Below are 21,916 nucleotides of genomic sequence, written 5' to 3' on the forward strand. Positions count from 1 at the left end.
GGAATCGTTCAAGGATAGAGGCGTGTCTTGGTCCAGCCGTCGCCTTCGCGCTGGAACACGATGCGGTCGTGCAGGCGGAATGGGCGATCGTGCCAGAATTCGATCGATTGCGGGACAATCCGCCATCCGCTCCATCCCGGCGGGCGAGGGACTTCACCGATCGCATATTTCGCCGCATTGAGCGCGATCGCCTTCTCGAAGGCGAGGCGGCTCTCCAGCGGCTGGCTTTGCTTGCTCGCCCATGCGCCGATCTGTGATTGCTTCGGGCGGGTCGCGAAATAGGCGTCAGCTTCGGCATCGCTGACGGGGCTGACAGGTCCGCGGACGCGCACCTGACGGCGCAGCGACTTCCAGTGAAACAGCAGGGCAGCTTTCGGATTTGCAGCCAGTTCACGCCCCTTGGCGCTGTTGATGTGGCTGTAGAACACGAAGCCCTCGGGACTGAGGCCGTTCATCAGCACCATACGGACGTCCGGCATTCCCCCGGCGTCTACGGTGGCCAGCACCATGGCGTTTGGGTCATTGGGCTCCGACGCTCTGGCCTCATCGAACCACGCAGTAAAAAGCTCAAATGGTTCAGTGCTTTCCGTAAAATCACCGGATGTTAACGGAGTCTGTTGTTGGATGGAGTCTGGACCGTTCATGTCTGGAGTACCGCGTTGCGTCCGACCGCGCCTTTCGATTGCGCGTCTCACCCCCCTTATACGGCATGCCGTCGCGCGGGGATATCGCCGATCCGCCGGATCGCGGTGGTGACGCTGCTGGCTGGATTCAGCGTTTGCGCGGGCGGTTGCAGCTATCGGCTCGGTGATATGTTCGGAGGCGACAAGGCGAAGGAAACGCCTGTGGTTGCCGCCGAAGACATCACGGGCTCGATTGTCCCGATCCGGCTGACCGACGATACCAATTTATCCGACAGTGACCTTGCGCTGGCGCGCAATGCAGCTTCCGATGTGCTCACCCGCGGCACCAAGGATGCGAGCCAGCCCTGGGAAAACCCGCAGACCGGCGCGCGCGGCTCGGTCACACCATTGGCCTCGGCCTATACCGGCGAGGGCGGCCGGACCTGCCGGGATTTTCTCGCAAGCTACGTGCACGGCACCAATGAGGGCTGGTTGCAGGGTGAGGCGTGCAAATCCACCACAGGGGCCTGGGAAATCCGCAACATGAAGCCCTGGAAGCGGTCATAAAGCGGTTGCAACGGGACCGGAGCGTTCCCATTTAATCACCGGGCCGTTCGGCCTAATCTTGTTGCTCAAAGGAGAGACCACGAATGCGCGACCCCTATGAGGTCTTGGGGGTGCAGCGAAGCGCAAGCGCTGCCGAGATCAAAAGCGCATTTCGCAAGCTCGCCAAGAAACACCATCCCGACGCCAACAAGAACGACGCGAAAGCGGCGGCGCGTTTTGCCGAGATCAATTCCGCGAACGAAATTTTGGGCGACGAGGCCAAGCGCAAGCAGTTTGATCGCGGCGAGATCGATGCCGAGGGCAAGCCACGCTTTCAGGGCTTCGAGGGCGCAGGCTCTCCGTTCGGCGCACGCGGCGCTCAGGGCCGCGCGGGTCCCGGCGGCTTTGAATATTCCTTCACGGGCGGCGGGCCGGGTGCAGGCGCCGCAGGCGCGAACAGTTTTGAGGACATTCTCTCCAGCATGTTCGGTGGCCGCGTTGGCATGGGTGGAGGTGCGCGCGCGGGGCGCGGTGGCTTTGAATTCGATTCCGGTGTCGGCGTCGATCTCGATGTCGCGGCGACGATGAGCGTATCGCTGGAAGAAGCCGTGAACGGTGCCAACAAGCGCATCCGCCTGCCGAACGGCAAGGAGCTCAACGTCAAGATTCCGGTGGGTGTAACCTCCGGACAGCAGATCCGCTTGAAGGGGCAGGGCGACACCGCGCCCGGTCATCCGCCCGGCGACGTGCTACTGACGATCAACATCGCACCGCATCCGTTCTTCAAGGTGGACGGCAACGATCTGCGCGTGGAATTGCCCGTCACGCTGTATGAGGCCGTGCTCGGCGGCAAGGTGCGCGTACCGACGCTGAAGGGCGCGGTCGAGCTGACGATCCCGAAGAACACCTCCAGCGGCCGCACCTTCAGGCTGAAGGGAAAGGGCGTCCCTGCGAAGGGCGCGGGCGGCGATCTCTATGTCACAATTCGTATCGTATTGCCGGATGGCAACGATGCGGAACTGGAAGCGCTGATGGAGAAATGGCGCACTAGCCACGTCTACAATCCGCGGAGCGGGCTTGGTTAATCGCTATTTGCCAAAAATTGGCCGAAATGAGCCGTTTTCCGAGCTTTAACGGGTGGAAATCTGCACTTTCATCCCTATATTCTTGGGATGAGCAAAACAGCCAAGCCCCAGACCCCTGAACAGATCGCTCGCGCGGAAAAGCAGCGTATTGCCCGGATCGAGGGCGACAAGGCGCTCGCGGATTTCGAGCGTAATGCGATCGCTGTCCGCAAGAATATGGAAAGACTCCGCGCCTTGCGCCTCGCGAAGGAGGCGGAGGAGGCCGAGAACGCGCCGCTTGTTTTGAAGAAAGCGAAAGCCACGAAAGCCACCAAAGCTAAGGATGCGCGCACCAAGGCGCAGAAGCTGTCCGATTTTCTCGCGGCCCAGCGCGAAGCGGGACGCAGCACGTAAAGATCTCAACCTGTCATCATTCGCTGATACATCATGGCCTGAGCTATGCTCAGGCCATGATGCGTTTTGCCGCCTCCGTAGTATGGGAACCACGTCCCCGGTGCACGCATTAACTCCTTGTCCTGAAAGGAGGATGGCCATGCCGACGAACCTCAATCGCTCGACATCGAGTTTGATCGGAAGCGATCGTGTGCAAGGCACCTCGGTGTTCGATGCCAATGCCGAGAAGATCGGCGTGATCGAACGCGTGATGATCGAGAAGGTCAGCGGTCGCGTCTCGTTCGCGGTGCTGAGCTTCGGCGGCTTTCTCGGTATCGGTGACGAGCACTATCCGTTGCCGTGGCCGGCGCTGAAATACAACGTCGAACTGGGCGGCTACCAGATCATGATCCCCATCGAGAAGCTGAAGGCCGGGCCGAAATACGAGGCCGGCGCCGAGTGGGATTGGGCCGCCGGCACGAAATCCGTGGGCGAATATTATGGGGCGTGAAGTCACCCGTCATTCCCGCGAAAGCGGGAATCCAGTTTGACGACTGGACCCCCGCTTTCGCGGGGATGACGGCTAGATAAATCGCAATGAATCGGACCCTACAGCTTCTGCGCTGCCTGATCGGTCTGGTCGAACACAAGGCGCGCGACCTGCGTCAGCTTCTGCTTGTCAACCGGTCCCGCCACCACATAGCCGACGCCCTTGTCGGCCCAATACATCGCGCCATCCTTGTCACGGGTGGCATAGCGCATGTTGGTGGTCTCGTTGCTCGCGCGCGAGGCATAGATCGTGAAGCGTTCACCCGCCGCATTCTCGTACATGAAGAAAGAGGCTGGTCCGGTCGGGCCGGGCAGCAGCCTGCCGCCGACGAGCTTCAGGCCCTGCGCGTCGAGTTCGGGAGCGCGCACCTGCCATCCGCAGCGGTTGGTCAGCCATTGCTGTAGATGGGCGCGTTCGCTCGCGGCAATTTCGACGGGATGACGCACATCCACCACGTAAAGCCGGTGCGCCTCCAGCGCGTCTCCGGTGAAACTTGCGATGGTGGATGGCTGTGCGGTCGTGCCGCGCAGCGCGTAGCCGGTGCCGCCGCCGATGACGAAGGCGGCGAGCGTTGCGGCGACGGCCATGTAAGCCCACTGTCGCGGACGCTGATCGAGCCGGTCGAGCCTGAGGCGCGCCGGAATTGGTTCATCGGCCACGCTGTCATACTTCGCATGCAGCATGTCGCTCATCGCTCGCCACTGATGGACCCGCGCGGCATCGTCGGGATGCGCGGTGAGCCACGCGTCCACGGCCTCGCGGCGTTCCGGCGGCAGTTCGCCGTCCACATAGGCGTGGAGTTCGTCTTCGGTGATGGGGGTATCGTGAATCATTGCTGTGTCTTTTCCAGAAGCACGGGTTCACTTGACGCAGCGAAGCGCGGGGCGTTCGCCTTCGAGTACGGATCGGATTTGCGCGCGGGCGCGGGCGAGGCGTGACATCACGGTGCCCATCGGCACGCCCTGGATTTCGGCCACGTCGCGATAGCTCAAGCCTTCCAGCGCCACCAGTAGCAGCACCGCGCGCTGTTCTTCCGGCAGCGTGGCGAGTGCGCGGGTGATGTCGCGGCCCTCGGCCTCGGTGCCGGAGGGCTCGGGCGTGTCATGAAGCTCGGTCAGCACCGGCTGCCGCGCCAGCGAGCGCCGGCGATTGCGGTTGAGGTTGGTCAGGATCGTGTAAAGCCAGGCGCGCAGATCGCCACCCAGAAACAGCTTCTCCGAGCGCAACGCCCGCACCAGCGTATCCTGCACGAGGTCGTCGGCGAGGTCCGTATCGCGGGTCAATGCCCGCGCATAGCGGCGCAGCGCGGGGATCTGGGTCTCAACACTGTCGCGGAAGTCGGTCATGGACCTGTTTTGGGCCTGCAAAGGGGTCCGCCGGGTCGGCGTGTAAAGTTGGTTGTCAGCTATAACACCGTGAAAACACGTCTATTCCCACCTTGCCCAGCCTTCGGGGCGGACGGCCAAGGCCCGCCCAGTTTCGCTGATTCCCGCCTTGCCCGGCCAGACCGCCTATGCCAAGACGGGCCTCCATTTTTTCAGCCAAAACGGACGGCTTTCATGGCGGACATCACCGGCCTGATGCGCGGCAAGCGGGGCATTATTCTTGGCGTCGCCAATAATCGCTCGATTGCCTATGGCATCGCCAAATCCTGTCGCGACCAGGGCGCGGAGCTTGCGCTGACCTGGCAGGGCGACGCCCTGAAGAAGCGTGTCGAGCCGCTTGCCAAGGAGCTTGGCGCGATCACGCTCGGCCATTGCGACGTGACCGACGCCGCCAGCATCGATGCGGTGTTTGCCGAAGCGAAAAAGCAGTGGGGCAAGATCGATTTCGTGGTCCATGCCATCGCGTTTTCCGATAAGGACGAACTCGATGGCCGCTACCTCGACACGAGCGAAGCGAACTTCTCGAAGTCGATGCTGATCTCCTGCTACTCGCTGACGGCAATCGCCCAGCGCGCCGAGCATCTGATGACCGAGGGCGGCTCGATCCTGACGCTGTCCTATTACGGCGCCGAGAAGTGGATGCCGCATTACAATGTCATGGGTGTCGCCAAGGCCGCGCTCGAGGCGAGCGTGCGCTATCTCGCCGCCGATCTCGGCGAGAAGAACATCCGCGTCAACGCCATCTCAGCCGGGCCGATCAAGACGCTCGCCGCATCGGGCATCGGCGATTTCCGCTACATCCTGAAGTGGAACGAGTACAATTCGCCGCTGCGCCGGACCGTGACGCAGGAAGAAGTCGGCGACAGTGCGATGTATCTGCTTTCCGACCTGTCGCGCGGCGTCACCGGCGAAATCCATCATGTCGATTCCGGCTATAACGTCGTCGGCATGAAGCGGCCCGACGCGCCGGACATTTCGCTGGCCAAGGAATAACAACCGGCGGCGTCATTGTGAGTCAACGGGGCGGCACGAATGCGTCGCCCGGTGACAGGCTTCGCAGAGCAATCCGGAAGGCTGAGAAGACGAAGCTGGATTGCTTCGTCGCAAACGCTCCTCGCAATGACGGCTCGCATTTAGAGAGACTGATGCCCAATCCGACCATCTACTTCATCCGCCACGGCCAGACCGAATGGAATGCGGTCGGCCGCTTTCAGGGTTCGCAGGACATCCCGCTGAACGAGCTTGGCAAGACGCAGGCGGTTCGCGCCGGTGAATTACTCGCCAGCATTCTGGCCGGAGACTCCCACCATCCGGAGCGCATCCCGTTCGTGGCGTCGCCGCTCGGCCGGGCGCGCCAGACCATGGAACTGGTGCGTGGCGAGATCGGCGTGCCGCCGCACGGCTATCAGGTCGATGACCGGCTGCGCGAAATCGGCTACGGCCATTGGGAAGGCTCGACCCTGATCGAGATGGAGCAGTCGCATCCCGAATTGTTCGCCCAGCGCCAGGCGGACAAATGGGGTGTGCCGCCGCCGGGTGGCGAAAGCTATGCCTCGGTGAGCCTGCGGATGCGCGACTGGTACGATTCGCTGTTGCAGGACACGGTGGCCGTCTCGCATGGCGGCTCCTGCCGCGCGCTGATGGCCGCGCTGGAGATTGAGACGCCGGTCAACGCCGCCGAGATTTATATCGAGCAGGGCGTGGTCTACGTCTTCAAGGACGGTAAGGTCACGAAGCATAGTTAAGGGCGGGCGTTAGCTGCCTACCTGCTGCACCGGCTTTTCGTCATGTCCGGCCTTCTGCCGGGCATCCACATCCCCCGCATGGTTAAGACGTGGATGGCCGGGTCAAGCGCGGCCAGGACGGCTGTTGCGATCATCGTAACATCCGTCTACGAAATGTAGTGATTTTGACTACACTTCGTAGTTTGTGCGGCCCGGATTAGCTCCATGTCCTTCAATACCTTCGGTCACATGTTCCGCGTCACCACCTTTGGCGAAAGCCACGGGGTGGCGCTTGGCTGCGTGGTGGATGGCTGCCCGCCGCGGATTCCGCTGACCGTTGAGGAAATCCAGTTGGACCTCGACCGTCGCAAACCCGGCCAGTCGCGCTTCACCACCCAGCGGCAGGAGGCCGATCAGGTCAAGATCCTGTCCGGCGTGATGGAGACAGAGCACGGGCAGGTGACGACCGGCGCGCCGATCGCGCTGATGATCGAGAACACCGACCAGCGCTCGAAGGACTATTCCGACATCAAGGATAAATATCGTCCGGGTCACGCCGATTACACTTATGAAGCCAAATACGGCGTCCGCGATTATCGCGGCGGTGGCCGCTCGTCGGCGCGCGAAACCGCTGCGCGCGTCGCGGCGGGCGCGGTGGCACGCAAGGTCGTTCCCGATGTGAAGATACGTGCGGCACTGGTGCAGATGGGGCCGCACAAGATCGATCGCGCCAACTGGAACTGGGACGAGGTCGCGCGCAATCCGTTCTTCTGTCCCGACCCGGTGAAGGCGCAATTCTTCGAGGAATATCTCGACGACATTCGCAAGAGCGGTTCGTCGATCGGCGCGGTGATCGAAGTTGTCGCGGAGAATGTTCCGGCTGGATGGGGCGCGCCGATCTACGGCAAGCTCGATGGCGACATCGCGGCGGCGATGATGAGCATCAATGCGGTGAAGGGCGTGGAAATCGGCGCAGGCTTCGGCGCGGCGGAACTGCGCGGCGAGGACAACGCCGACGAGATGCGTCATGGCAACAACGGCCCGGTGTTCCTGTCGAACCACGCCGGGGGCATTCTCGGCGGTATCTCGACCGGGCAGGCGGTGGTGGCGCGGTTTGCAGTGAAGCCGACCTCGTCGATCCTCACGCCGCGCCGGACGGTGGATCGCTCCGGCGCTGAGACGGATATCGTCACCAAGGGGCGGCATGACCCCTGCGTTGGCATTCGCGCCGTTCCGGTGGGCGAGGCGATGATGGCCTGCGTGCTGGCGGATCACTTTTTGCGGCACCGCGGCCAGAACGGCACGTGACGCCGGTTCCTCGTTCACAACTTACTGAGTGGGGAAGGAAATAGAGCCTCGCACATTATCTCCACGGATACGGATGTGGAGGTGTGCGATGATCAGGAAAATCATGATGGGTGCGGCGCTGGCCGGCGCCGTGGCGGCGTTCAATCCCGGCGTCGCGCTGGCGCAGGGCCACGGACACGGTGGCGGCGGTGGTGGCCACATGGGTGGCGGCGGTGGTGCTCACTTCGGTGGAGGTGGCGGTGCTCACTTCGGTGGAGGGGGCGGCGCGCATTTCGGCGGCGGCGGCTTTGCTCGCGGCGGCGGAGGATTCAACAGTTTTGCGGCGCACGGCGGCGTCCGCAACAGTTTCGCGTCCACCAATTCAGGCGTGATGCGGAATGCGACGGTGAATCGCTCGTTCAGCAACACCGCCCGCATGTCGCAGAACATGCAGTATCACCACTGGAATAACGGGAATTCCGGCTGGCATCACCACGGCCGGCGCCATGCTTTCTTCGCACCGGGGCTGGCGTTCGGCTACGGCTACTATGGTGGCTATTACGACGATTACCCGTACGACAGCGCCTATTACGACGATGGCTATTACGGCGACGATTATGCCTACAACGACTATGACGGGTGCTATCGCATTCAGCGCTACCACACGCGCAGCGGCTGGCACAAACGCACCGTGAACGTCTGCCAGTGATGGCGTGCGAGCAAATAAAAACGGCGGCCAGGCGGCCGCCGTTTTTTGCTTGTGAAAGCTGCGCTGCTTAAGCGGCGCGGATTTGGGTGATAAAGCTCTGCACCTCGACCTGGAGCCGGGTGCTTTCCTGCGCCAGTGACTGCGCGGCGGAGAACACCTGCGAGGAGGCTGCGCCCGTTTCGCTGTTGCCGCGGCTGACGTCGTCGATGTTGACAGCAACCTGCGAGCAAAGCTCGGCGGCCTGGCGGACGTTGCGGGCGATTTCCTGCGTCGCGGCGCCCTGTTCCTCGACGGCGGCGGCGATGGCCGAGGAGATTTCCGAGATCTGGTCGATCGTCGCGCTGATCTCCTTGATGGTCACCACCGAGTCGTCGGTCGCGGCCTGCATCCCGGCGATCTGCGCGCCGATCTCGTCGGTCGCCTTCGCGGTCTGCGATGCCAGCGCCTTCACCTCGGACGCCACAACCGCGAAGCCGCGCCCGGCCTCACCGGCACGCGCCGCCTCGATGGTGGCGTTGAGCGCGAGCAGGTTGGTCTGCTCGGCAATCGCGGTGATCAGCTTGACGACGTCGCCGATGCGGGCGGCGGCGGCGGAGAGCTCGCTGATGCTGGAGTTGGTCTTTTCGGCCTGCTGAACCGCGCGCTGGGCGACGCGGCTCGATTCCATGACCTGGCGGCCGATCTCGCCGACGGAGGAGGTGATCTCCTCGGTGGCGGCAGCGGTCGACTGGATGCTTTCCGACACGGTGCGCGAGCCGTTGGCGGCGGAAGTCGACAGTTGTTGGGTGACGTCGGCGGCCTTTGTCAGCGTTCCCGCAGAGGATTCCATCTCGGTGGAGGCGGATGAGAACGACGTCACAAGCTCACCGATCATGCTCTCGAACTTGCGGGTGATGCCGTCCACGGTTTCGGCGCGCTGCATTTTGGCCGTCGCTTCCTCGGCGGCGGCAGCATCAGCCGCCTTCTTGGCGACCAGTGCCTCCTTGAAGACCTGCAACGTCGCGGCGATCTTGCCGATCTCGGTTTTCTTGCCCTGATGGGGAATTTCCGGGGACAGATCGCCCTGGGCCAGCAACTGCATCGGCTCGACGACCGAGGCAATGCCCTTCGTGACGTCGCGCACGATCAGGAAGGCAGCAGTTGCGCCGAGCAGGATCAGGATAACGAGCCCGCTGAGCATGACCAGGAATGCTCTTTCGTACTCGCTGGTGGCCGTATCGCCGGCGCGATCGGCACCCTTGTCGTTGAAGACCACGATCTTCGCGAGAGCGGCATCCATCGCCCGGCCGACCTTCACGACCTTGGTGGCGTTCAGTTTGCGTGCCTGAGCAAAGTCGTATTTGCGAGCTGCGGAGATCACTTCATCGGCCCCTGCCCGGAAGGCTTTCCATTCGGTGCCCAAGTCTTGGTACATCGCCTGTTCTTCAGACGTGGTGGCCAGCTTGCCGTAGGCTTCGAAGGCCTTCACGAAATCACGCGATCGCGCATCGATATTCTTCTGGATGTCGAGCATCTCCGTTTCATCAGGCCCGGGGAGGTAATCGCGCAAAACGGCCCGGAAGCGTGCGGCCTGGGTCCGCATCTCACCGAGCAGGCGGATGCTGGGAAGCCAGTTGCCCCGGATTTCCTGGGTCGACTTGTTGATCGTCCGCATCTCGATGATGGAGTAGGTGCCCAGCGCGACGAGCGAGAGCAGCAGAACGGAGACGAGAGCGATGAGTTTGGCGCTGATCGAGAGCCTGGAGAGCATGGTCAAAGTCCTTAGGCTGGTGAGCCTTGAAAAACGCAAAGCCGCGTTGCCCGAAATGGGCTCGAACGGCGGGGAAATGGGTGGCGAGTTCCAGTCGGACCGAGCGTCCCGCGAGAGACGGGGTCCGCGTGTCAAAGGTATAAAGTTAGTGTGAAATGTTAGTAAATTTCTCTTCATGCCGTCACGGCAAGTGACGGTTTCATGTCGATTTTCAGCGGTTTGGAGATTTATCGACTGAAGCGCGCCACCAGTTCCACATGGGGGGTGTGGCGAAACTGATCCACCGGGGTCACCTCGCTTAATTTGAAGCCTCCGCGAAGCAGGATTTTGGCATCGCGGGCGAAGGTGGCGGGGTTGCAGGACACGGCGACGACGTGCGTCAGCCGGCTGGCCGCGAACTGGCGGCTTTGTGCCTCCGCGCCCTGGCGGGGCGGGTCGAACACGGCGGCGTCGAACTCCCGCAATTCCTGCGGCACGAGAGGGCGGCGGAACAGGTCGCGCGCCTCTGCGGTGAGTGGTTTCAGGCCCTGCGTGGCGCGGATGGCATCGTTCAGCGCGGCGACGGCGGCAGCGTCGCTGTCGAAGGCGGAGACGCGGAATTTTTCCGCGAGCCGCAGCGCGAATGGGCCGAAGCCGCAGAACAGATCTGCGATCCGCTTGGTCCCCTTGCATCGTTCTGCGACCAGAGCAGCGAGCGTTTCCTCGCCCGCCTGCGTCGGCTGCATGAACGAGGCTGCGGGCAGCGTCACGGTCGCACGTCCGACGCGCACGGTCGGCGGAGCTTGAAGCAGCACCAGTTCGCCATGCCGCGTCAGCCGGGCGAGGCGGTGCTCCTTCGCCAGTCCTGAGAGCTTTGTGAGCATCGCGGTGTCGAGCGGGCCGGAGCCGCGCACGTCGACGTCGAGGCCATTGTCGGTGGCGCTGACCTGAATATCGAGCGGCTTGGCGACGGGCTTCAGCAGCTCGGCAATGGCATTGGCCGCCGCGATCGCGCCATCCATCGCCGGATCGAGAATAGGGCAATGGCCGACTGGCACGATCTCGTGCCGTCCGGCGGCGGCAAACCCGACGCGCAATTCGCCAGATCCCTGCCGCGCATGGAAGGTGGCGCGGCGGCGTCCGGTGCCGTGCGCATCGACGAGCGCGCCGACCTCGCAGGCGATGCCGGCCTGCTTCAGCGTATCCACGACAAGGAGGCGCTTCCAATTGCGATAGGCATCCACCTGCCAGTGCTGGATCGCGCAGCCACCGCAGACGCCGAAATACTCGCAGAAGGGCGCGATCCGCTCGGGGCTCGGCGTGATGATCTGGACGAGATCGCGCCGGTCCGCAGGTCTGCCGGGCGAGGCTGCCGTATCGACGGCTTCGCCGCCGAGCGTGTAGGGGACATAGATGTTCCGGCCGCCATCGAAGGCGACGCCGTCGCCGTGCTGGCCGACATGATCGATGGTGAGGCGCTCCACCTGCATCAGCCGCGCTTTGCGCCGAGGAAGAATTCGCGGTTGCCGTCCCCGCCCTCAATGGCTGAGGGGAACACCTCGATATCGGTGCAGCCCTGCGCGGTGGCGAAGGCCGCGATATCGTCGCAGATGGCGCGATGAACGGCCTCGTCGCGGACGATGCCCTTCTTCATCTGCGCACGCCCGGCCTCGAATTGCGGCTTGATCAGCGCGAGCATCTGCATCGGCGCGGCGGTGAAGGAGAACACCGCGGGCAATATGAGTTTCAGCGAGATGAAGCTCACATCGATCACGGCGACATCCGGGCGCTTTTCGAGACGGCGGCCTTCGAGCGAGCGGATGTCGGTGTTTTCCATAGAGATGACGCGGGGATTGCCGCGCAGGCTCGGATGCAGTTGCGCGGTGCCGACATCGATGGCGAAGACGAGGCTCGCGCCGTTGGCGAGTAGAACTTCGGTGAAGCCGCCGGTGGACGCGCCGACATCGACACAGACATGGTCCTCGATATCGAGCGGATAGCGCTCCAGCGCCGCCGCGAGCTTGACGCCACCGCGCGACACCCACGGATGCGCGGGCTCGGCTCTGATGTCCGCGTCAGTTGCAATCGTTTCCGAGGCTTTGGCGACGACCTTGCCGTTGGCGGTCACCGATCCGGCTTCGATAGCGGCCTGCGCGCGGGCGCGGCTCTCGAACAGGCCGCGTTCGACCAGAAGCACATCAGCGCGTTTGCGTTCGGTCATGGCCGCGCCTTTCACGTCTCAGGATGACGTGAGCCAGCTTACGCCAGCTTGCTGGACGGCGCACCCTTGCCGAGCGCCTCGAACACCTTCGCCACGATGGCTTTCGCATCCAACCCGGCCTGTTCGTACATCTTTGCGGGACTGTCCTGATCGATGAAGATGTCGGGCAGTACCATCGAGCGAACCCGCACACCCTTGTCGAGCGCGCCATGATCGGCGAGCGCCTGAATGACATGGGTGCCGAAGCCACCGATCGCGCCTTCCTCGACCGTGATCAGCACGTCATGCGAGCGCGCGAGTTTCAGCGTGAGGTCGATGTCGAGCGGCTTGAGGAAGCGCGCGTCAGCAACTGTCGTGGATAGGCCGTACGATTCCAGTTCGTCGGCGGCCTTGAGGCATTCGCCGAGCCGGGTGCCAAACGAGAACAGCGCGACCTTCGCGCCTTCACGCAGCACGCGGCCCTTGCCGATTTCGAGCGGCACGCCGACATCCGGCAGTTCAAGCCCAAGGCCTTCGCCGCGCGGATAACGCAGCGCGCTCGGCGCGTTGCCGATCGCAACCTGCGTTGCGACCATGTGGACGAGATCGGCCTCGTCGCCTGCCGCCATGATGATGAGGTTCGGCAGGCAGCCGAGATAGGTGTTGTCGAACGCGCCCGCATGGGTCGGGCCGTCGGCGCCAACAAGGCCCGCGCGGTCAATGGCGAAGCGCACCGGAAGATTCTGGATCGCGACGTCGTGCACGACCTGATCGTATCCGCGTTGCAGGAAGGTGGAATACAGAGCGCAGAACGGCTTGTAGCCCTCGGTGGCGAGGCCCGCCGCGAACGTCACCGCATGCTGTTCGGCGATGCCGACATCGAAGGTGCGCTCGGGAAACGACTTGGCGAAAATATCGACGCCGGTGCCGCCCGGCATCGCACCGGTGATGGCGACGATCTTGTCGTCCTTCTGCGCTTCCTTGGTGAGGCTGTTGCCGAACACCGAAGTGTAGGAGGGCGCGTTCGACTTTGTCTTGAACTGCTTGCCGGTGGCGACATCGAACTTCACCACGCCATGATAGCGGTCGTCGGATTCCTCCGCCGGCGCATAGCCCTTGCCCTTTTTGGTGACGACATGGATGAGCACCGGGCCGGTGCCATTGTCGCGCACGTTGGTGAGCACTGGCAGCAGGTGGTCGAGGTTATGGCCGTCGATCGGGCCGACATAGAACATGCCGAGTTCTTCGAACAGCATGCCGCCCGCCACCATGCCGCGCGCATATTCCTCCGCGCGCAAGGTGCGGTCCTCGAAGAATTTCGGCATCCGGTGAGCGATATTCTTCAAAATCTCGCGCGCGGTGCCGTAGGTCTGGCTGGAGATCAGCCGCGCCAGGTAGGCGGACATCGCACCCACCGGCGGCGCGATCGACATGTCGTTATCGTTGAGGATGACGATCAGGCGTGAGTTCAGCGCGCCCGCGTTGTTCATCGCCTCATAGGCCATGCCCGCCGACATCGAGCCGTCGCCGATCACCGCGATGACGTTGTTGTTGCCCTGTTGCAGGTCGCGCGCAACCGCCATGCCGAGACCGGCGGAGATCGAGGTCGAGGAATGCGCGGTGCCGAAAGCATCGTATTCACTCTCGGCGCGCTTCGGAAAGCCGGATAGGCCGCCGCCCTGCCGCAGCGTGCGGATACGGTCGCGGCGTCCGGTGAGAATCTTGTGCGGGTAGGCCTGATGGCCCACGTCCCAGATGATGCGGTCGTCGGGCGTGTTGAACACATAGTGCAATGCGACCGTCAGTTCGACCACGCCGAGGCCCGCGCCGAGATGGCCGCCGGTGACGGAGACGGCATCGACCATTTCGCGGCGCAGTTCGTCCGCGACCTGCGGCAACTGCTCGGGCGAAAGCGCACGCAGCTTGTCGGGGGTCGGAATGGTATCGAGCAACGGGGTCGTGCTGGTCTGAGACACGGTCAAGCCTTGCAGAAATAAAGGAAAAACGGCTGTCTGGCCTGTGGCCGCGCCGTATGTGCCGAGGCTTTATACCAATTCCAAAGTCATGCCAATGTGCCGGACCGCCGGAAAATGGCGTTGCAAAACCGGCCAATCCGGTGGCAGCCGAAAGCCGGGCAGGGGCTGCGCCTGGCCGAAAACCTCAGCGGACGTCGAGCGGCTCCACGCCCGCGGGCGCGCCAGTGGCGTCGGTGGTGATCTTGTCCACCCGTGCCTCCGCGAGCCGCAGCAGTTCCTCGCAACGCCGCTTCAGCGTCTCGCCGCGCTCATAGATCGCGACCGATTCTTCCAGCGGCACCTTGCCGTCTTCCAGACGCTTGACGATGGATTCAAGTTCCTCGATCGCGCGCTCGAATGTCATCGTCTTGATGTCGGCGTGGCTGTTACTGGCCATAGAGTGTTCCCCGGTCGATTCTGTGGCGCTTCTCAAAGCGTAGGTCTGATTTGCGGACGCAATGTGGCGCGGTTCAGTGCCCCATCAGGGCGCTGACATGCTCAACGATCGAATCGTGCAGGCCCTGCAGGTCGTAGCCGCCTTCGAGCACCGAGACGATACGTCCGCCCGCGCTCTTGTCGGCGACGTCCATCAGCTTCTTCGTCACCCATCCGAAATCCTTCTCGTCGAGCTGGATGTTGGCGAGCGGATCGCGCCAGTGCGCGTCGAAGCCCGCCGAGATGATGACGAGTTCGGGTGAGAATTTCTCAAGCTGCGGCAGGATCACGCCCTCGAACGCCTCGCGGAATTTCGGGCCGCCTTCGCCCGGACGCATCGGCGCGTTGACGATGGTGTCGTGCTCGCCGCGCTCCTGCGTGGCGCCGGTGCCGGGAAACAGCGGCATCTGGTGCGTCGAGCAATACATCACGGTCGGATCGGCCCAGAAAATGTCCTGCGAGCCGTTGCCGTGGTGCACGTCGAAATCGACCACCGCGACGCGGCCGATGCCGTGCTTTTTTTGCGCGTAGCGCGCGGCAATCGCGGCCTGATCGAAAATGCAGAAGCCCATCGCGCGGTTGCGCTCGGCATGATGGCCGCAGGGGCGGGTGCCGACAAAGACGTTCTGCGCTTTGCCGCTGACCACCGCGTCGACGCCCGCATTGGCGCCGCCGACGCCGCGCATCGCGGCTTCCCAGGTGCCGGGCGACATCATCGTATCCCCGTCGATGTAGACGATGCCCTGCTTCGGTGCCATCTCGCGGATCTCATCGACGTAGCTTTCGTCGTGGCACAGCTTGACGGTCTCGATGTCGCCCATTGGCGCTTCCTCGCGCACCAGCGGCTTGAAGATGTCCTGGCTCAGCGCCTTCTCCATCGCGCGGATGCGGTCGGGACGCTCCGGATGGCCTTCGCTCACCTTGTGATTGAGGGAGGAAGCGGTATGCGTCAGCAGAAGAGTAGACATGGACAATCCTTGCAGATGGAACGGGTACAAACTTAACGAGTGCGAACCTAAGGGTTATTTACGCGCAAAAAATGCTGCGAATGCGGCAACCGCCTCGGGCGAGGAGAGCCGCTCGCCGAACAGATGACTCTCTTGGTCGATCCGGCGCAAGAGTTCTTCCGGCGGCGGCCGCAATAATTTTCGCGAGGTCGCGAGGGCCTCGGCAGGCAGCGCGCAGATTTCGCGCGCAACCTTGAGCGCCTCGACCTCGGCGTGACCGGGCGCAACCACGTCGTTGACGAAACCTGCCTGTTCGGCCTCCTCGGCGCTGACGGGGCGCCCCATCAGCAGCATCGAGAACGCGCGCTGATGTCCCATCGTCATCGGCGCGAGCAGACTCGATGCGCCTTCGGGCACGAGGCCGAGATGAATGAAGGGAGTCGAGAACGAAGCGGAGGTGCTTGCGACCACGTAATCGCAATGGAACATCATCGTGGTGCCGATGCCGATCGCGATGCCGTCGACGGCGGCGATCAGGGGCTTGGCGTTCTGCACCAACGAGTACATGAACTTGACGGCGCTGATCGGCCGCGGCTCGCCGCCGGCGGCCCTCTGGAAATCCTCGAGATCGTTGCCGGCGGTGAACACGCCAAGGCCGCCGGTGATCATCAGACAGCGGATCGCGGGATTATTCTGGGCGGTGTCGATGGCATTGCGCATCGCATCATACATGCCTTGCGTGAGCGCGTTCTTTTTTTCCGGCCGTCGCAGCTTGATGATGCGGGTTGATTCTTCATCCGTGACGATGACGTGATCGGGCATGCAGATCCTTGGCCTTGCGGGCGGGTCAATCGGACTCACCTTACATGATCCGCAGGGCTGCCCATATGGGCAAGCGTCGGCTTTGCCGAATGATCTGGGGAGACCGATGCCCTGACCGGGGCAATAAATGGCTGCGAAAATTGCAGAATCCGCCTAATCCGCGAGCGTCATGTCGGCGTCATCGATCGCGCCGCCGCCCCGGATGATGGATTGCTCCAACGCCGGAGCTTGCACCACCATGTTTTCGGCAAGGAAACGCACCAGCGGCATGCGGCGCTGGGCATGGTCGCGCAGCGCATCATCCGTGCGCCCGTCGAGAGCCTGCCGCGCCAACATGCAGCCGCCGGTCGCGAGCGAGAGCAGGCGAAGATAAGGTGTCGCCCCCGCCAGCGCCTCGTCCGAGGAGTTCATAATTTTCTCCAGCAGCCACTCGCTGGCGCGCGCGGCTGATCCGATTGCCTCGCGCAGGATCGCGCCGGTCGCGCCGAATGCAGGATCGTTTGACGCCTCGACACGCGTGACGATCTGTTCGAGTTCGTCGAGCAGGTCGCGCACCGCCGCGCCCTTGTCGGCGCCGAGCTTGCGCATCACGAGGTCGTTGGCCTGAATGCCGTTGGTGCCTTCGTAGATGGTGAGAATGCGCGCATCGCGCACGTATTGCGCGGCGCCTGTTTCCTCGATGAAGCCCGCGCCGCCATGCACCTGCACGCCCAATGCCGCGACCTCGTTGGCGATGTCGGTGGAGAAGGCTTTCGCCAGCGGCGTCAGCAGCCCCGCGCGGGCATCGGCTTTTTCGCGCGCGGTCTCGTCCTTGGCTTCATGCGAAATGTCGATCGCGACCGCGGTGGCGTAGCAGATCGTGCGCGCGGCGGCGGTGAGGACGCGCATGGTCAGGAGGTTGCGCTTTACGTCTGGATGCACGGCGATGGGATCGGGTTCGCCGCCTTTGTGGCCGAGCGCGCGGCCTTGCTTGCGCACTTGGGCATAAGCGAACGCCTGTTGCGTCGCGCGCTCCGCGATGCCGACGCCCTCTAACCCGACGCCAAGGCGGGCCTGGTTCATCATCGTGAACATGCAGGCCATGCCGTTGTTTTCTTCGCCGAGCAGATAACCGACCGCGCCGCCTTTGTCGCCCATCGTCATGGTGCAGGTGGGCGAGCCGTGGATGCCGAGCTTGTGTTCGAGGCCGCTGGCGTAAATATCGTTGCGCGCGCCGAGCGAGCCGTCGGCGTTGACGAGAAATTTCGGCACCACGAAGAGTGAAATACCCTTGGTGCCCTCCGGCGCGCCGGGCAGGCGGGCGAGCACGAGATGCACGATGTTCCCGGTCATGTCGTGATCGCCGTAGGTGATGAAGATCTTGGTGCCCGAGAGACGATAGCTTCCGTCCGGCTGTTTCTCGGCGCGGGTGCGCAGCGCGCCGACGTCGGAGCCTGCCTGCGGCTCGGTGAGTTGCATGGTGCCGGTCCATTCGCCGGACACGAGTTTGGCGAGATAGATATGTTTGAGGTCGTCCGCGCCGTGAACGCTGATGGCCTCGATGGCGCCTGCGGTGAGCAGCGGGCACAGCCCGAACGCCATGTTCGCCGCGCTCCAGATTTCGCTGCAGGCGGCGTGCAGCACGATCGGCAGGCCTTGCCCGCCGAATTCCTCCGCGCCGGTGAGGGAATTCCAGCCCGCCTCGGTCCAGCCTTTATATGCGTCAGGCCATCCCGGCGACGTGGTGACTTTATTGTCCTTCAGCGTCGCGCCGTGTTCGTCGCCGACACGGTTGAGCGGCGCGAGTACTTCGCTTGCGAATTTCCCGGCCTCCTCGATCACGGCGCTGGCGGTGTCGGCATCGTAATCGCGGTAATGCCCGGCGCGGATCGCTTCATTCAGCGCGGCACCGTAGTTGAGTGCGAGCAGGATATCCTCGACGGGCGCGCGATAGGTCATGGCAAGATCTTTCGTAAGCAGGAGCGTCTCTCAACAAACGCAAAACGTTTTGAAAAATCTAGTTTCGGAAATTCATTACCACTCGTTGGCAAGCAGCGTAGCCGATTCTTCGGCGTGCCCGATCACTCTTTTGAACCGTTCTGATCTTGACGGATTCTAACGCGAAAGCCGCGCTTTTCGAGGGCTTCTAAGGCAGTTTTACGATGCGGGAGATTAAGGAACGCACCGGGTGCCGACGAGACATATCGGCAAAATTCGGGGGCGTTTTTCGTGACTGTTTCGGCATTGAAGATATCGCGCGCAACACTTCTGGGCGCGGCAAGCGTACTGACGTTTTCGTTCGGTTTTGAATCGCAGATATGGGCGCAAAGCGCGCCTTCCAGTTCGCCCACCATGCTCAGTCCGGTGGTGGTGCAGGGCGCCGCGTCGAAACGCGCCAAGAAACGCGATGCACAAAATAATCGAGGCGCCCGCTCCTCGGGACGCGCGCGCAACAACGGACGCGATGTTGTGACGCCTGCCAATGCTGGAACAGGTGCCCGCCCGACCGAATCCGCATTTGGGCATGTCGACGGCATCGTCGCCAACCGCAGCGCCACCGGCACCAAGACGGATGCTGCGTTGATCGAAACACCGGCGGCGATCTCGGTGGTGACACAGGACCAGATTCAGGCGCAGGGCGCGCAGAGCATCGCGCAGGCGGTGCGCTACGTGTCCGGCGCCCGCGTCGACCCGGCAGGTGCGGATGTCCGTTTCGATCAGGTCTATATCCGCGGTTTTCTCGCCGACAAATATCTCGATTCGCTGAAGCTCTTCAGCGGCGGCTTTGCCTACAACCTCATCGATCCGTTCAACCTCGAGAGGGTGGAATTGCTGCATGGACCAGCCTCCATCTTGTATGGGCAGGCCTCGCCGGGCGGCCTTGTCGATCTGGTCAGCAAGCGGCCGACGCTCGAGCCGTATCATGAGATGTTCGTGTCGACCGGCAGCTATGGTCGCATTCAGGGCGGCGTCGACCTCAGCGGACCGATCGACAAGAACAAGGAATGGCTCTACCGCATCACTGCCTCGGGCTTCGATGTCGGCAGCCAGGTCGATCATACCGGCTATCAGCGAGTCTCGATCGCACCGTCGCTGACGTGGCGGCCCACCAACGACACGACGATCACTTTCCAGGGCACCTATCAGAAAGATCCGAAGGCCGGGTTCTATAATCAGTTGCTGCCGGGCGGTGTCGGCACCGTCTTCAGCACGCCGCTTGGCCGCATCCCGACCAGCTTCTATTCGGGCGAGCCGAATTTCGACAAGACCAGCCGTGAATATGGCTCGGTGGGTTATCTCGCCGAGCATCGCTTCGATAATGTCTGGACCGTGCGGCAGAACCTGCGTTACAGCGACAACGATACCTATACGCAGCTGGTTTACCCGAGCGGTGTCGGCACTCCCGATGCTATCCAGCGCAGTGCGTTCTGGACCGCCGAGAAGCTGCGCAGCTTCCAGATTGATAATCAGGCCGAAGCCAAGTTTTCCACCGGGCTGTTCCAGCACACCATGCTGTTCGGCGTCGATTATGCGATAGGGACGGACCAGACCCGGGGCGGATCGAGCGCTAACGGTGTCAATGTCGGATCGATCAATGCCTTCAATCCCATTTATGGTGCCGCCAATATCCCGGTGATGCCGGTGACCACTGGCGCCAAGCAGGATTTCGATCAGGTCGGACTCTATGTGCAGGATCAGATCAAGTTCGACCGCTGGGTTGCGCTGCTGGGCGTGCGTCACGACTGGGCGGACTCGCGTACGCAAACTCTGGCTGGTGTCGTAACGCCAAGCTCGGACCAGGCGACGTCGAAGCGTGCCGCACTGCTCTACAAATTCGACAACGGCGTTTCGCCCTATATCCAGTACACGGAATCATTCCAGCCGATCGTCGGGACTGCGCAGAGGACGGCAAGTCCGTTCAAGCCGACCACGGGCCAGCAGGAAGAGGTCGGCATCAAGTATCAGCTGAATTCCAGGACGCTGCTGACTGCGGCAATCTACAACCTGACGCAGCAAAATATCAAAATGCAGGATCCGAACGATCCGCAAAATCAGATACAGACCGGGGAAATTCGTTCGCGCGGCGTCGAACTTGAAGCCAAGAGCGAGATCAGCCGCAACCTCTCGGTGCTGGCGTCCTACACTTACATGGATCTTCTCAACACGCGGGCGGCTGCTCCGGCGCAGGGCCACCGGCCGATCGGCATGCCCGCGAATTCGGCGGCCGCGTGGGCGGACTACACCTTCCATGGCGGCCAGCTTGACGGCTTCGGCCTGTCGGGCGGCGTTCGCTATCTCGGCGAGACGTATGGCGACAATGCCAATACTTATAAAGTGCCCGGCGTGACCCTGTTCGACGCAGGCCTCCACTACGACCTCGCCGCGCTCGGGCCGCAGTTCAAGGGCTACAAGGTGCAGGTGAATGCGACCAACCTGTTCGACAAGACCTATGTCTCGGTCTGTCAGAACTTCGGCTGCTATTACGGCCTGCGACGCGAGGTGATCGCGACGCTGCGCTACAAGTGGTGAACTTCACTCGATCATGAAATGGCGGCGCTCGGCGCGGACGCGTGCTGCGATGTAACGATGGACCTCGCGCACGCGTCGCGTGGCGTGCGTGTCGGGGTGCGACACCAGCCAGTAGGTCCGCACGAAGCGGATTTCCGGCAGCAGCCGCCGCAGTTCGGGATAACGCCGGGTCGCGTAGTCATGCAAGATGCCGATGCCGTGCCCCGCGCGCACCGCTTCGACCTGGCCGACGACGCTGCCGCATTCGTAACGGCGCGACATCACGGTGTCGAAGTAGGACGAATAGTCGAGCGCGCGGCTGTAAACGAAATCGCTCACCTGCGTGATGAACAGATGGCCCGCGAGATCGGCCTCGCTTTGGATCGGCGGATAGCGGTCGAGATATTGCTTCGACGCATAGAGGCTGAGCGAATAATCGGTCAGCTTGGTGGTGATGAGCCTTCCTTCCTTCGGCCGCTCCACCATGATCGCGATGTCGGCTTCCCGTTTCGAAAGTGAAAAGGTGCGCGGCAGCGGCACGAGTTGCACGATCAGTTCGGGATGCATGGCAGCGAGCGCGCCCAGTTGTTCGGCGAGAAGGTAGTTTCCGATCCCGTCCGGCGCGCCCACGCGTACGGTCCCTGTCACCCGGTCTGATGTCGAGGCAAGCTGCGATCCGACCCGTAGGAATTCGGATTCGACCTTCTCGGCGGTCGCCATCAGAGCCTCGCCCGATCGCGTCAGCGTGCAACCGGTGGTGTCGCGTTTGACGAGGCGGGTCTTCATCTCGCGTTCGAGTGCGCTGAGTTGTCGCGCCACGGTGGCGTGATTGAGGCCGAGCTTTTTCGCGGCCCCGAGAATCTGGCCGGACCTGGCCACCTCAAGGAAAATCCGAACGCGATCCCAATCCATGCCAGTGTCCGTGCCTGAAGCTGATGCGGGTTTTCGTGCACCGCCATATCAGGTACTTTAATTTTTGCACAACGGTGGGACAATAGT

General features: G+C 62.8%; 22 protein-coding genes. 9 read left to right on the top strand and 13 right to left on the bottom strand.

Going from position 1 to position 21,916, the window contains the following annotated elements:
• Positions 1–8 precede the first annotated feature (8 nt).
• Complete coding sequence (gene pdxH, locus AC1RNA_RS14685; RefSeq protein ID WP_040298502.1) at positions 9–644, bottom strand: pyridoxamine 5'-phosphate oxidase; 636 nt, start codon at positions 642–644, stop codon at positions 9–11.
• On the opposite strand from pdxH, the gene AC1RNA_RS14690 reads away from it, so the two are divergent.
• From AC1RNA_RS14690 to AC1RNA_RS14705, 4 genes are all read left to right on the top strand, one after another.
• A complete protein-coding gene (locus AC1RNA_RS14690) occupies positions 621–1,190 on the top strand; it encodes an RT0821/Lpp0805 family surface protein (RefSeq protein ID WP_009340434.1) in 570 nt (189 codons plus the stop codon). The two genes, pdxH and AC1RNA_RS14690, sit on opposite strands and share 24 nt — an antisense overlap.
• 83 nt (positions 1,191–1,273) lie before the next feature.
• Positions 1,274–2,254, top strand: coding sequence for a DnaJ C-terminal domain-containing protein (locus AC1RNA_RS14695; RefSeq protein WP_492951582.1), 981 nt, complete (start codon positions 1,274–1,276; stop codon positions 2,252–2,254).
• A gap of 87 nt (positions 2,255–2,341) precedes the next feature.
• Positions 2,342–2,647, top strand: a complete 306-nt coding sequence (locus tag AC1RNA_RS14700; protein ID WP_009340436.1) for a hypothetical protein — start codon at positions 2,342–2,344, stop codon at positions 2,645–2,647.
• A gap of 139 nt (positions 2,648–2,786) precedes the next feature.
• Positions 2,787–3,137 (top strand): PRC-barrel domain-containing protein, encoded by a 351-nt coding sequence (locus tag AC1RNA_RS14705; protein WP_009340438.1) that lies wholly within the window; start codon positions 2,787–2,789, stop codon positions 3,135–3,137.
• 98 nt (positions 3,138–3,235) lie between these two features.
• Here AC1RNA_RS14705 and AC1RNA_RS14710 read toward each other — a convergent pair whose 3' ends face one another.
• Together AC1RNA_RS14710 and AC1RNA_RS14715 are read right to left on the bottom strand one after the other, a co-directional pair.
• Complete coding sequence (locus tag AC1RNA_RS14710) at positions 3,236–4,009, bottom strand: anti-sigma factor family protein (RefSeq protein WP_009340439.1); 774 nt, start codon at positions 4,007–4,009, stop codon at positions 3,236–3,238.
• A gap of 27 nt (positions 4,010–4,036) precedes the next feature.
• Positions 4,037–4,522, bottom strand: a complete 486-nt coding sequence (locus AC1RNA_RS14715) for a sigma-70 family RNA polymerase sigma factor (RefSeq protein WP_492951583.1) — start codon at positions 4,520–4,522, stop codon at positions 4,037–4,039.
• Positions 4,523–4,735: 213 nt separating this feature from the next.
• Here AC1RNA_RS14715 and fabI point away from each other — a divergent pair, with 213 nt between their 5' ends.
• The 4 genes from fabI to AC1RNA_RS14735 all read left to right on the top strand — a co-directional run bounded on the left by fabI (position 4,736) and on the right by AC1RNA_RS14735 (position 8,281).
• A complete protein-coding gene (gene fabI, locus AC1RNA_RS14720; RefSeq protein WP_009340441.1) occupies positions 4,736–5,554 on the top strand; it encodes an enoyl-ACP reductase FabI in 819 nt (272 codons plus the stop codon).
• 152 nt (positions 5,555–5,706) lie between these two features.
• Complete coding sequence (locus AC1RNA_RS14725) at positions 5,707–6,306, top strand: histidine phosphatase family protein (RefSeq protein WP_009340442.1); 600 nt, start codon at positions 5,707–5,709, stop codon at positions 6,304–6,306.
• A 204-nt stretch (positions 6,307–6,510) separates the two neighbouring features.
• On the top strand, positions 6,511–7,593 hold the full coding sequence (gene aroC / locus AC1RNA_RS14730; RefSeq protein WP_492951584.1) for a chorismate synthase: 1,083 nt from the start codon (positions 6,511–6,513) through the stop codon (positions 7,591–7,593).
• A gap of 88 nt (positions 7,594–7,681) precedes the next feature.
• On the top strand, positions 7,682–8,281 hold the full coding sequence (locus AC1RNA_RS14735; protein ID WP_492951585.1) for a hypothetical protein: 600 nt from the start codon (positions 7,682–7,684) through the stop codon (positions 8,279–8,281).
• Between the two features lie 67 nt (positions 8,282–8,348).
• On the opposite strand, the gene AC1RNA_RS14740 is transcribed toward AC1RNA_RS14735, so the two are convergent.
• From AC1RNA_RS14740 to AC1RNA_RS14780, 9 genes are all read right to left on the bottom strand, one after another.
• Positions 8,349–10,031 (bottom strand): methyl-accepting chemotaxis protein, encoded by a 1,683-nt coding sequence (locus AC1RNA_RS14740; protein ID WP_009340445.1) that lies wholly within the window; start codon positions 10,029–10,031, stop codon positions 8,349–8,351.
• 227 nt (positions 10,032–10,258) lie between these two features.
• Complete coding sequence (locus AC1RNA_RS14745) at positions 10,259–11,500, bottom strand: class I SAM-dependent RNA methyltransferase (RefSeq protein WP_492951586.1); 1,242 nt, start codon at positions 11,498–11,500, stop codon at positions 10,259–10,261.
• Positions 11,500–12,231: a TlyA family RNA methyltransferase gene (locus AC1RNA_RS14750; RefSeq protein WP_492951587.1), complete on the bottom strand. Its 732-nt coding sequence runs from the start codon at positions 12,229–12,231 to the stop codon at positions 11,500–11,502. Before AC1RNA_RS14750 ends, AC1RNA_RS14745 begins: the two co-directional genes overlap by 1 nt.
• 38 nt (positions 12,232–12,269) lie before the next feature.
• Positions 12,270–14,186 carry a 1-deoxy-D-xylulose-5-phosphate synthase gene (dxs, locus tag AC1RNA_RS14755; RefSeq protein WP_492951588.1) on the bottom strand — a complete coding sequence of 639 codons (1,917 nt, stop codon included), beginning with the start codon at positions 14,184–14,186 and terminating at the stop codon, positions 12,270–12,272.
• 184 nt (positions 14,187–14,370) lie between these two features.
• Entirely contained in the window at positions 14,371–14,622 is a 252-nt protein-coding gene (locus AC1RNA_RS14760; RefSeq protein WP_009340449.1) for an exodeoxyribonuclease VII small subunit, read from the bottom strand.
• Positions 14,623–14,695: 73 nt separating this feature from the next.
• A complete protein-coding gene (locus AC1RNA_RS14765; protein WP_009340450.1) occupies positions 14,696–15,628 on the bottom strand; it encodes a histone deacetylase family protein in 933 nt (310 codons plus the stop codon).
• Positions 15,629–15,682: 54 nt separating this feature from the next.
• The gene (locus AC1RNA_RS14770) at positions 15,683–16,429 is read right to left on the bottom strand and encodes an enoyl-CoA hydratase-related protein (RefSeq protein ID WP_009340451.1); all 747 of its coding nucleotides are present in this window, start codon (positions 16,427–16,429) and stop codon (positions 15,683–15,685) included.
• A gap of 153 nt (positions 16,430–16,582) precedes the next feature.
• Positions 16,583–18,367 (bottom strand): acyl-CoA dehydrogenase family protein, encoded by a 1,785-nt coding sequence (locus AC1RNA_RS14775; RefSeq protein WP_492951589.1) that lies wholly within the window; start codon positions 18,365–18,367, stop codon positions 16,583–16,585.
• A gap of 122 nt (positions 18,368–18,489) precedes the next feature.
• Positions 18,490–18,762 carry a hypothetical protein gene (locus tag AC1RNA_RS14780; protein WP_492951590.1) on the bottom strand — a complete coding sequence of 91 codons (273 nt, stop codon included), beginning with the start codon at positions 18,760–18,762 and terminating at the stop codon, positions 18,490–18,492.
• On the opposite strand from AC1RNA_RS14780, the gene AC1RNA_RS14785 reads away from it, so the two are divergent.
• Positions 18,761–20,938: a TonB-dependent siderophore receptor gene (locus tag AC1RNA_RS14785; RefSeq protein WP_492951591.1), complete on the top strand. Its 2,178-nt coding sequence runs from the start codon at positions 18,761–18,763 to the stop codon at positions 20,936–20,938. The two genes, AC1RNA_RS14780 and AC1RNA_RS14785, sit on opposite strands and share 2 nt — an antisense overlap.
• Before the next feature lie 3 nt (positions 20,939–20,941).
• On the opposite strand, the gene AC1RNA_RS14790 is transcribed toward AC1RNA_RS14785, so the two are convergent.
• Complete coding sequence (locus AC1RNA_RS14790) at positions 20,942–21,829, bottom strand: LysR family transcriptional regulator (RefSeq protein WP_009340454.1); 888 nt, start codon at positions 21,827–21,829, stop codon at positions 20,942–20,944.
• Positions 21,830–21,916: the final 87 nt, after the last annotated feature.

It is taken from the genome of Afipia sp. GW821-FHT14H12 (assembly GCF_058803465.1).

Bases quoted from the DNA above. Each gene is read 5' to 3' on its own strand.
- pdxH (WP_040298502.1), bottom strand. From the start codon at position 644: ATGAACGGTCCAGACTCCATCCAACAACAGACTCCGTTAACATCCGGT.
- AC1RNA_RS14695 (WP_492951582.1), top strand. From the start codon at position 1,274: ATGCGCGACCCCTATGAGGTCTTGGGGGTGCAGCGAAGCGCAAGCGCT.
- AC1RNA_RS14700 (WP_009340436.1), top strand. From the start codon at position 2,342: ATGAGCAAAACAGCCAAGCCCCAGACCCCTGAACAGATCGCTCGCGCG.
- AC1RNA_RS14705 (WP_009340438.1), top strand. From the start codon at position 2,787: ATGCCGACGAACCTCAATCGCTCGACATCGAGTTTGATCGGAAGCGAT.
- AC1RNA_RS14710 (WP_009340439.1), bottom strand. From the start codon at position 4,009: ATGATTCACGATACCCCCATCACCGAAGACGAACTCCACGCCTATGTG.
- AC1RNA_RS14715 (WP_492951583.1), bottom strand. From the start codon at position 4,522: ATGACCGACTTCCGCGACAGTGTTGAGACCCAGATCCCCGCGCTGCGC.
- fabI (WP_009340441.1), top strand. From the start codon at position 4,736: ATGGCGGACATCACCGGCCTGATGCGCGGCAAGCGGGGCATTATTCTT.
- AC1RNA_RS14725 (WP_009340442.1), top strand. From the start codon at position 5,707: ATGCCCAATCCGACCATCTACTTCATCCGCCACGGCCAGACCGAATGG.
- aroC (WP_492951584.1), top strand. From the start codon at position 6,511: ATGTCCTTCAATACCTTCGGTCACATGTTCCGCGTCACCACCTTTGGC.
- AC1RNA_RS14735 (WP_492951585.1), top strand. From the start codon at position 7,682: ATGATCAGGAAAATCATGATGGGTGCGGCGCTGGCCGGCGCCGTGGCG.
- AC1RNA_RS14740 (WP_009340445.1), bottom strand. From the start codon at position 10,031: ATGCTCTCCAGGCTCTCGATCAGCGCCAAACTCATCGCTCTCGTCTCC.
- AC1RNA_RS14745 (WP_492951586.1), bottom strand. From the start codon at position 11,500: ATGCAGGTGGAGCGCCTCACCATCGATCATGTCGGCCAGCACGGCGAC.
- AC1RNA_RS14750 (WP_492951587.1), bottom strand. From the start codon at position 12,231: ATGACCGAACGCAAACGCGCTGATGTGCTTCTGGTCGAACGCGGCCTG.
- AC1RNA_RS14760 (WP_009340449.1), bottom strand. From the start codon at position 14,622: ATGGCCAGTAACAGCCACGCCGACATCAAGACGATGACATTCGAGCGC.
- AC1RNA_RS14765 (WP_009340450.1), bottom strand. From the start codon at position 15,628: ATGTCTACTCTTCTGCTGACGCATACCGCTTCCTCCCTCAATCACAAG.
- AC1RNA_RS14770 (WP_009340451.1), bottom strand. From the start codon at position 16,429: ATGCCCGATCACGTCATCGTCACGGATGAAGAATCAACCCGCATCATC.
- AC1RNA_RS14775 (WP_492951589.1), bottom strand. From the start codon at position 18,367: ATGACCTATCGCGCGCCCGTCGAGGATATCCTGCTCGCACTCAACTAC.
- AC1RNA_RS14785 (WP_492951591.1), top strand. From the start codon at position 18,761: ATGCTCAGTCCGGTGGTGGTGCAGGGCGCCGCGTCGAAACGCGCCAAG.
- AC1RNA_RS14780 (WP_492951590.1), bottom strand. From the start codon at position 18,762: ATGGTGGGCGAACTGGAAGGCGCGCTTTGCGCCCATATCTGCGATTCA.
- AC1RNA_RS14790 (WP_009340454.1), bottom strand. From the start codon at position 21,829: ATGGATTGGGATCGCGTTCGGATTTTCCTTGAGGTGGCCAGGTCCGGC.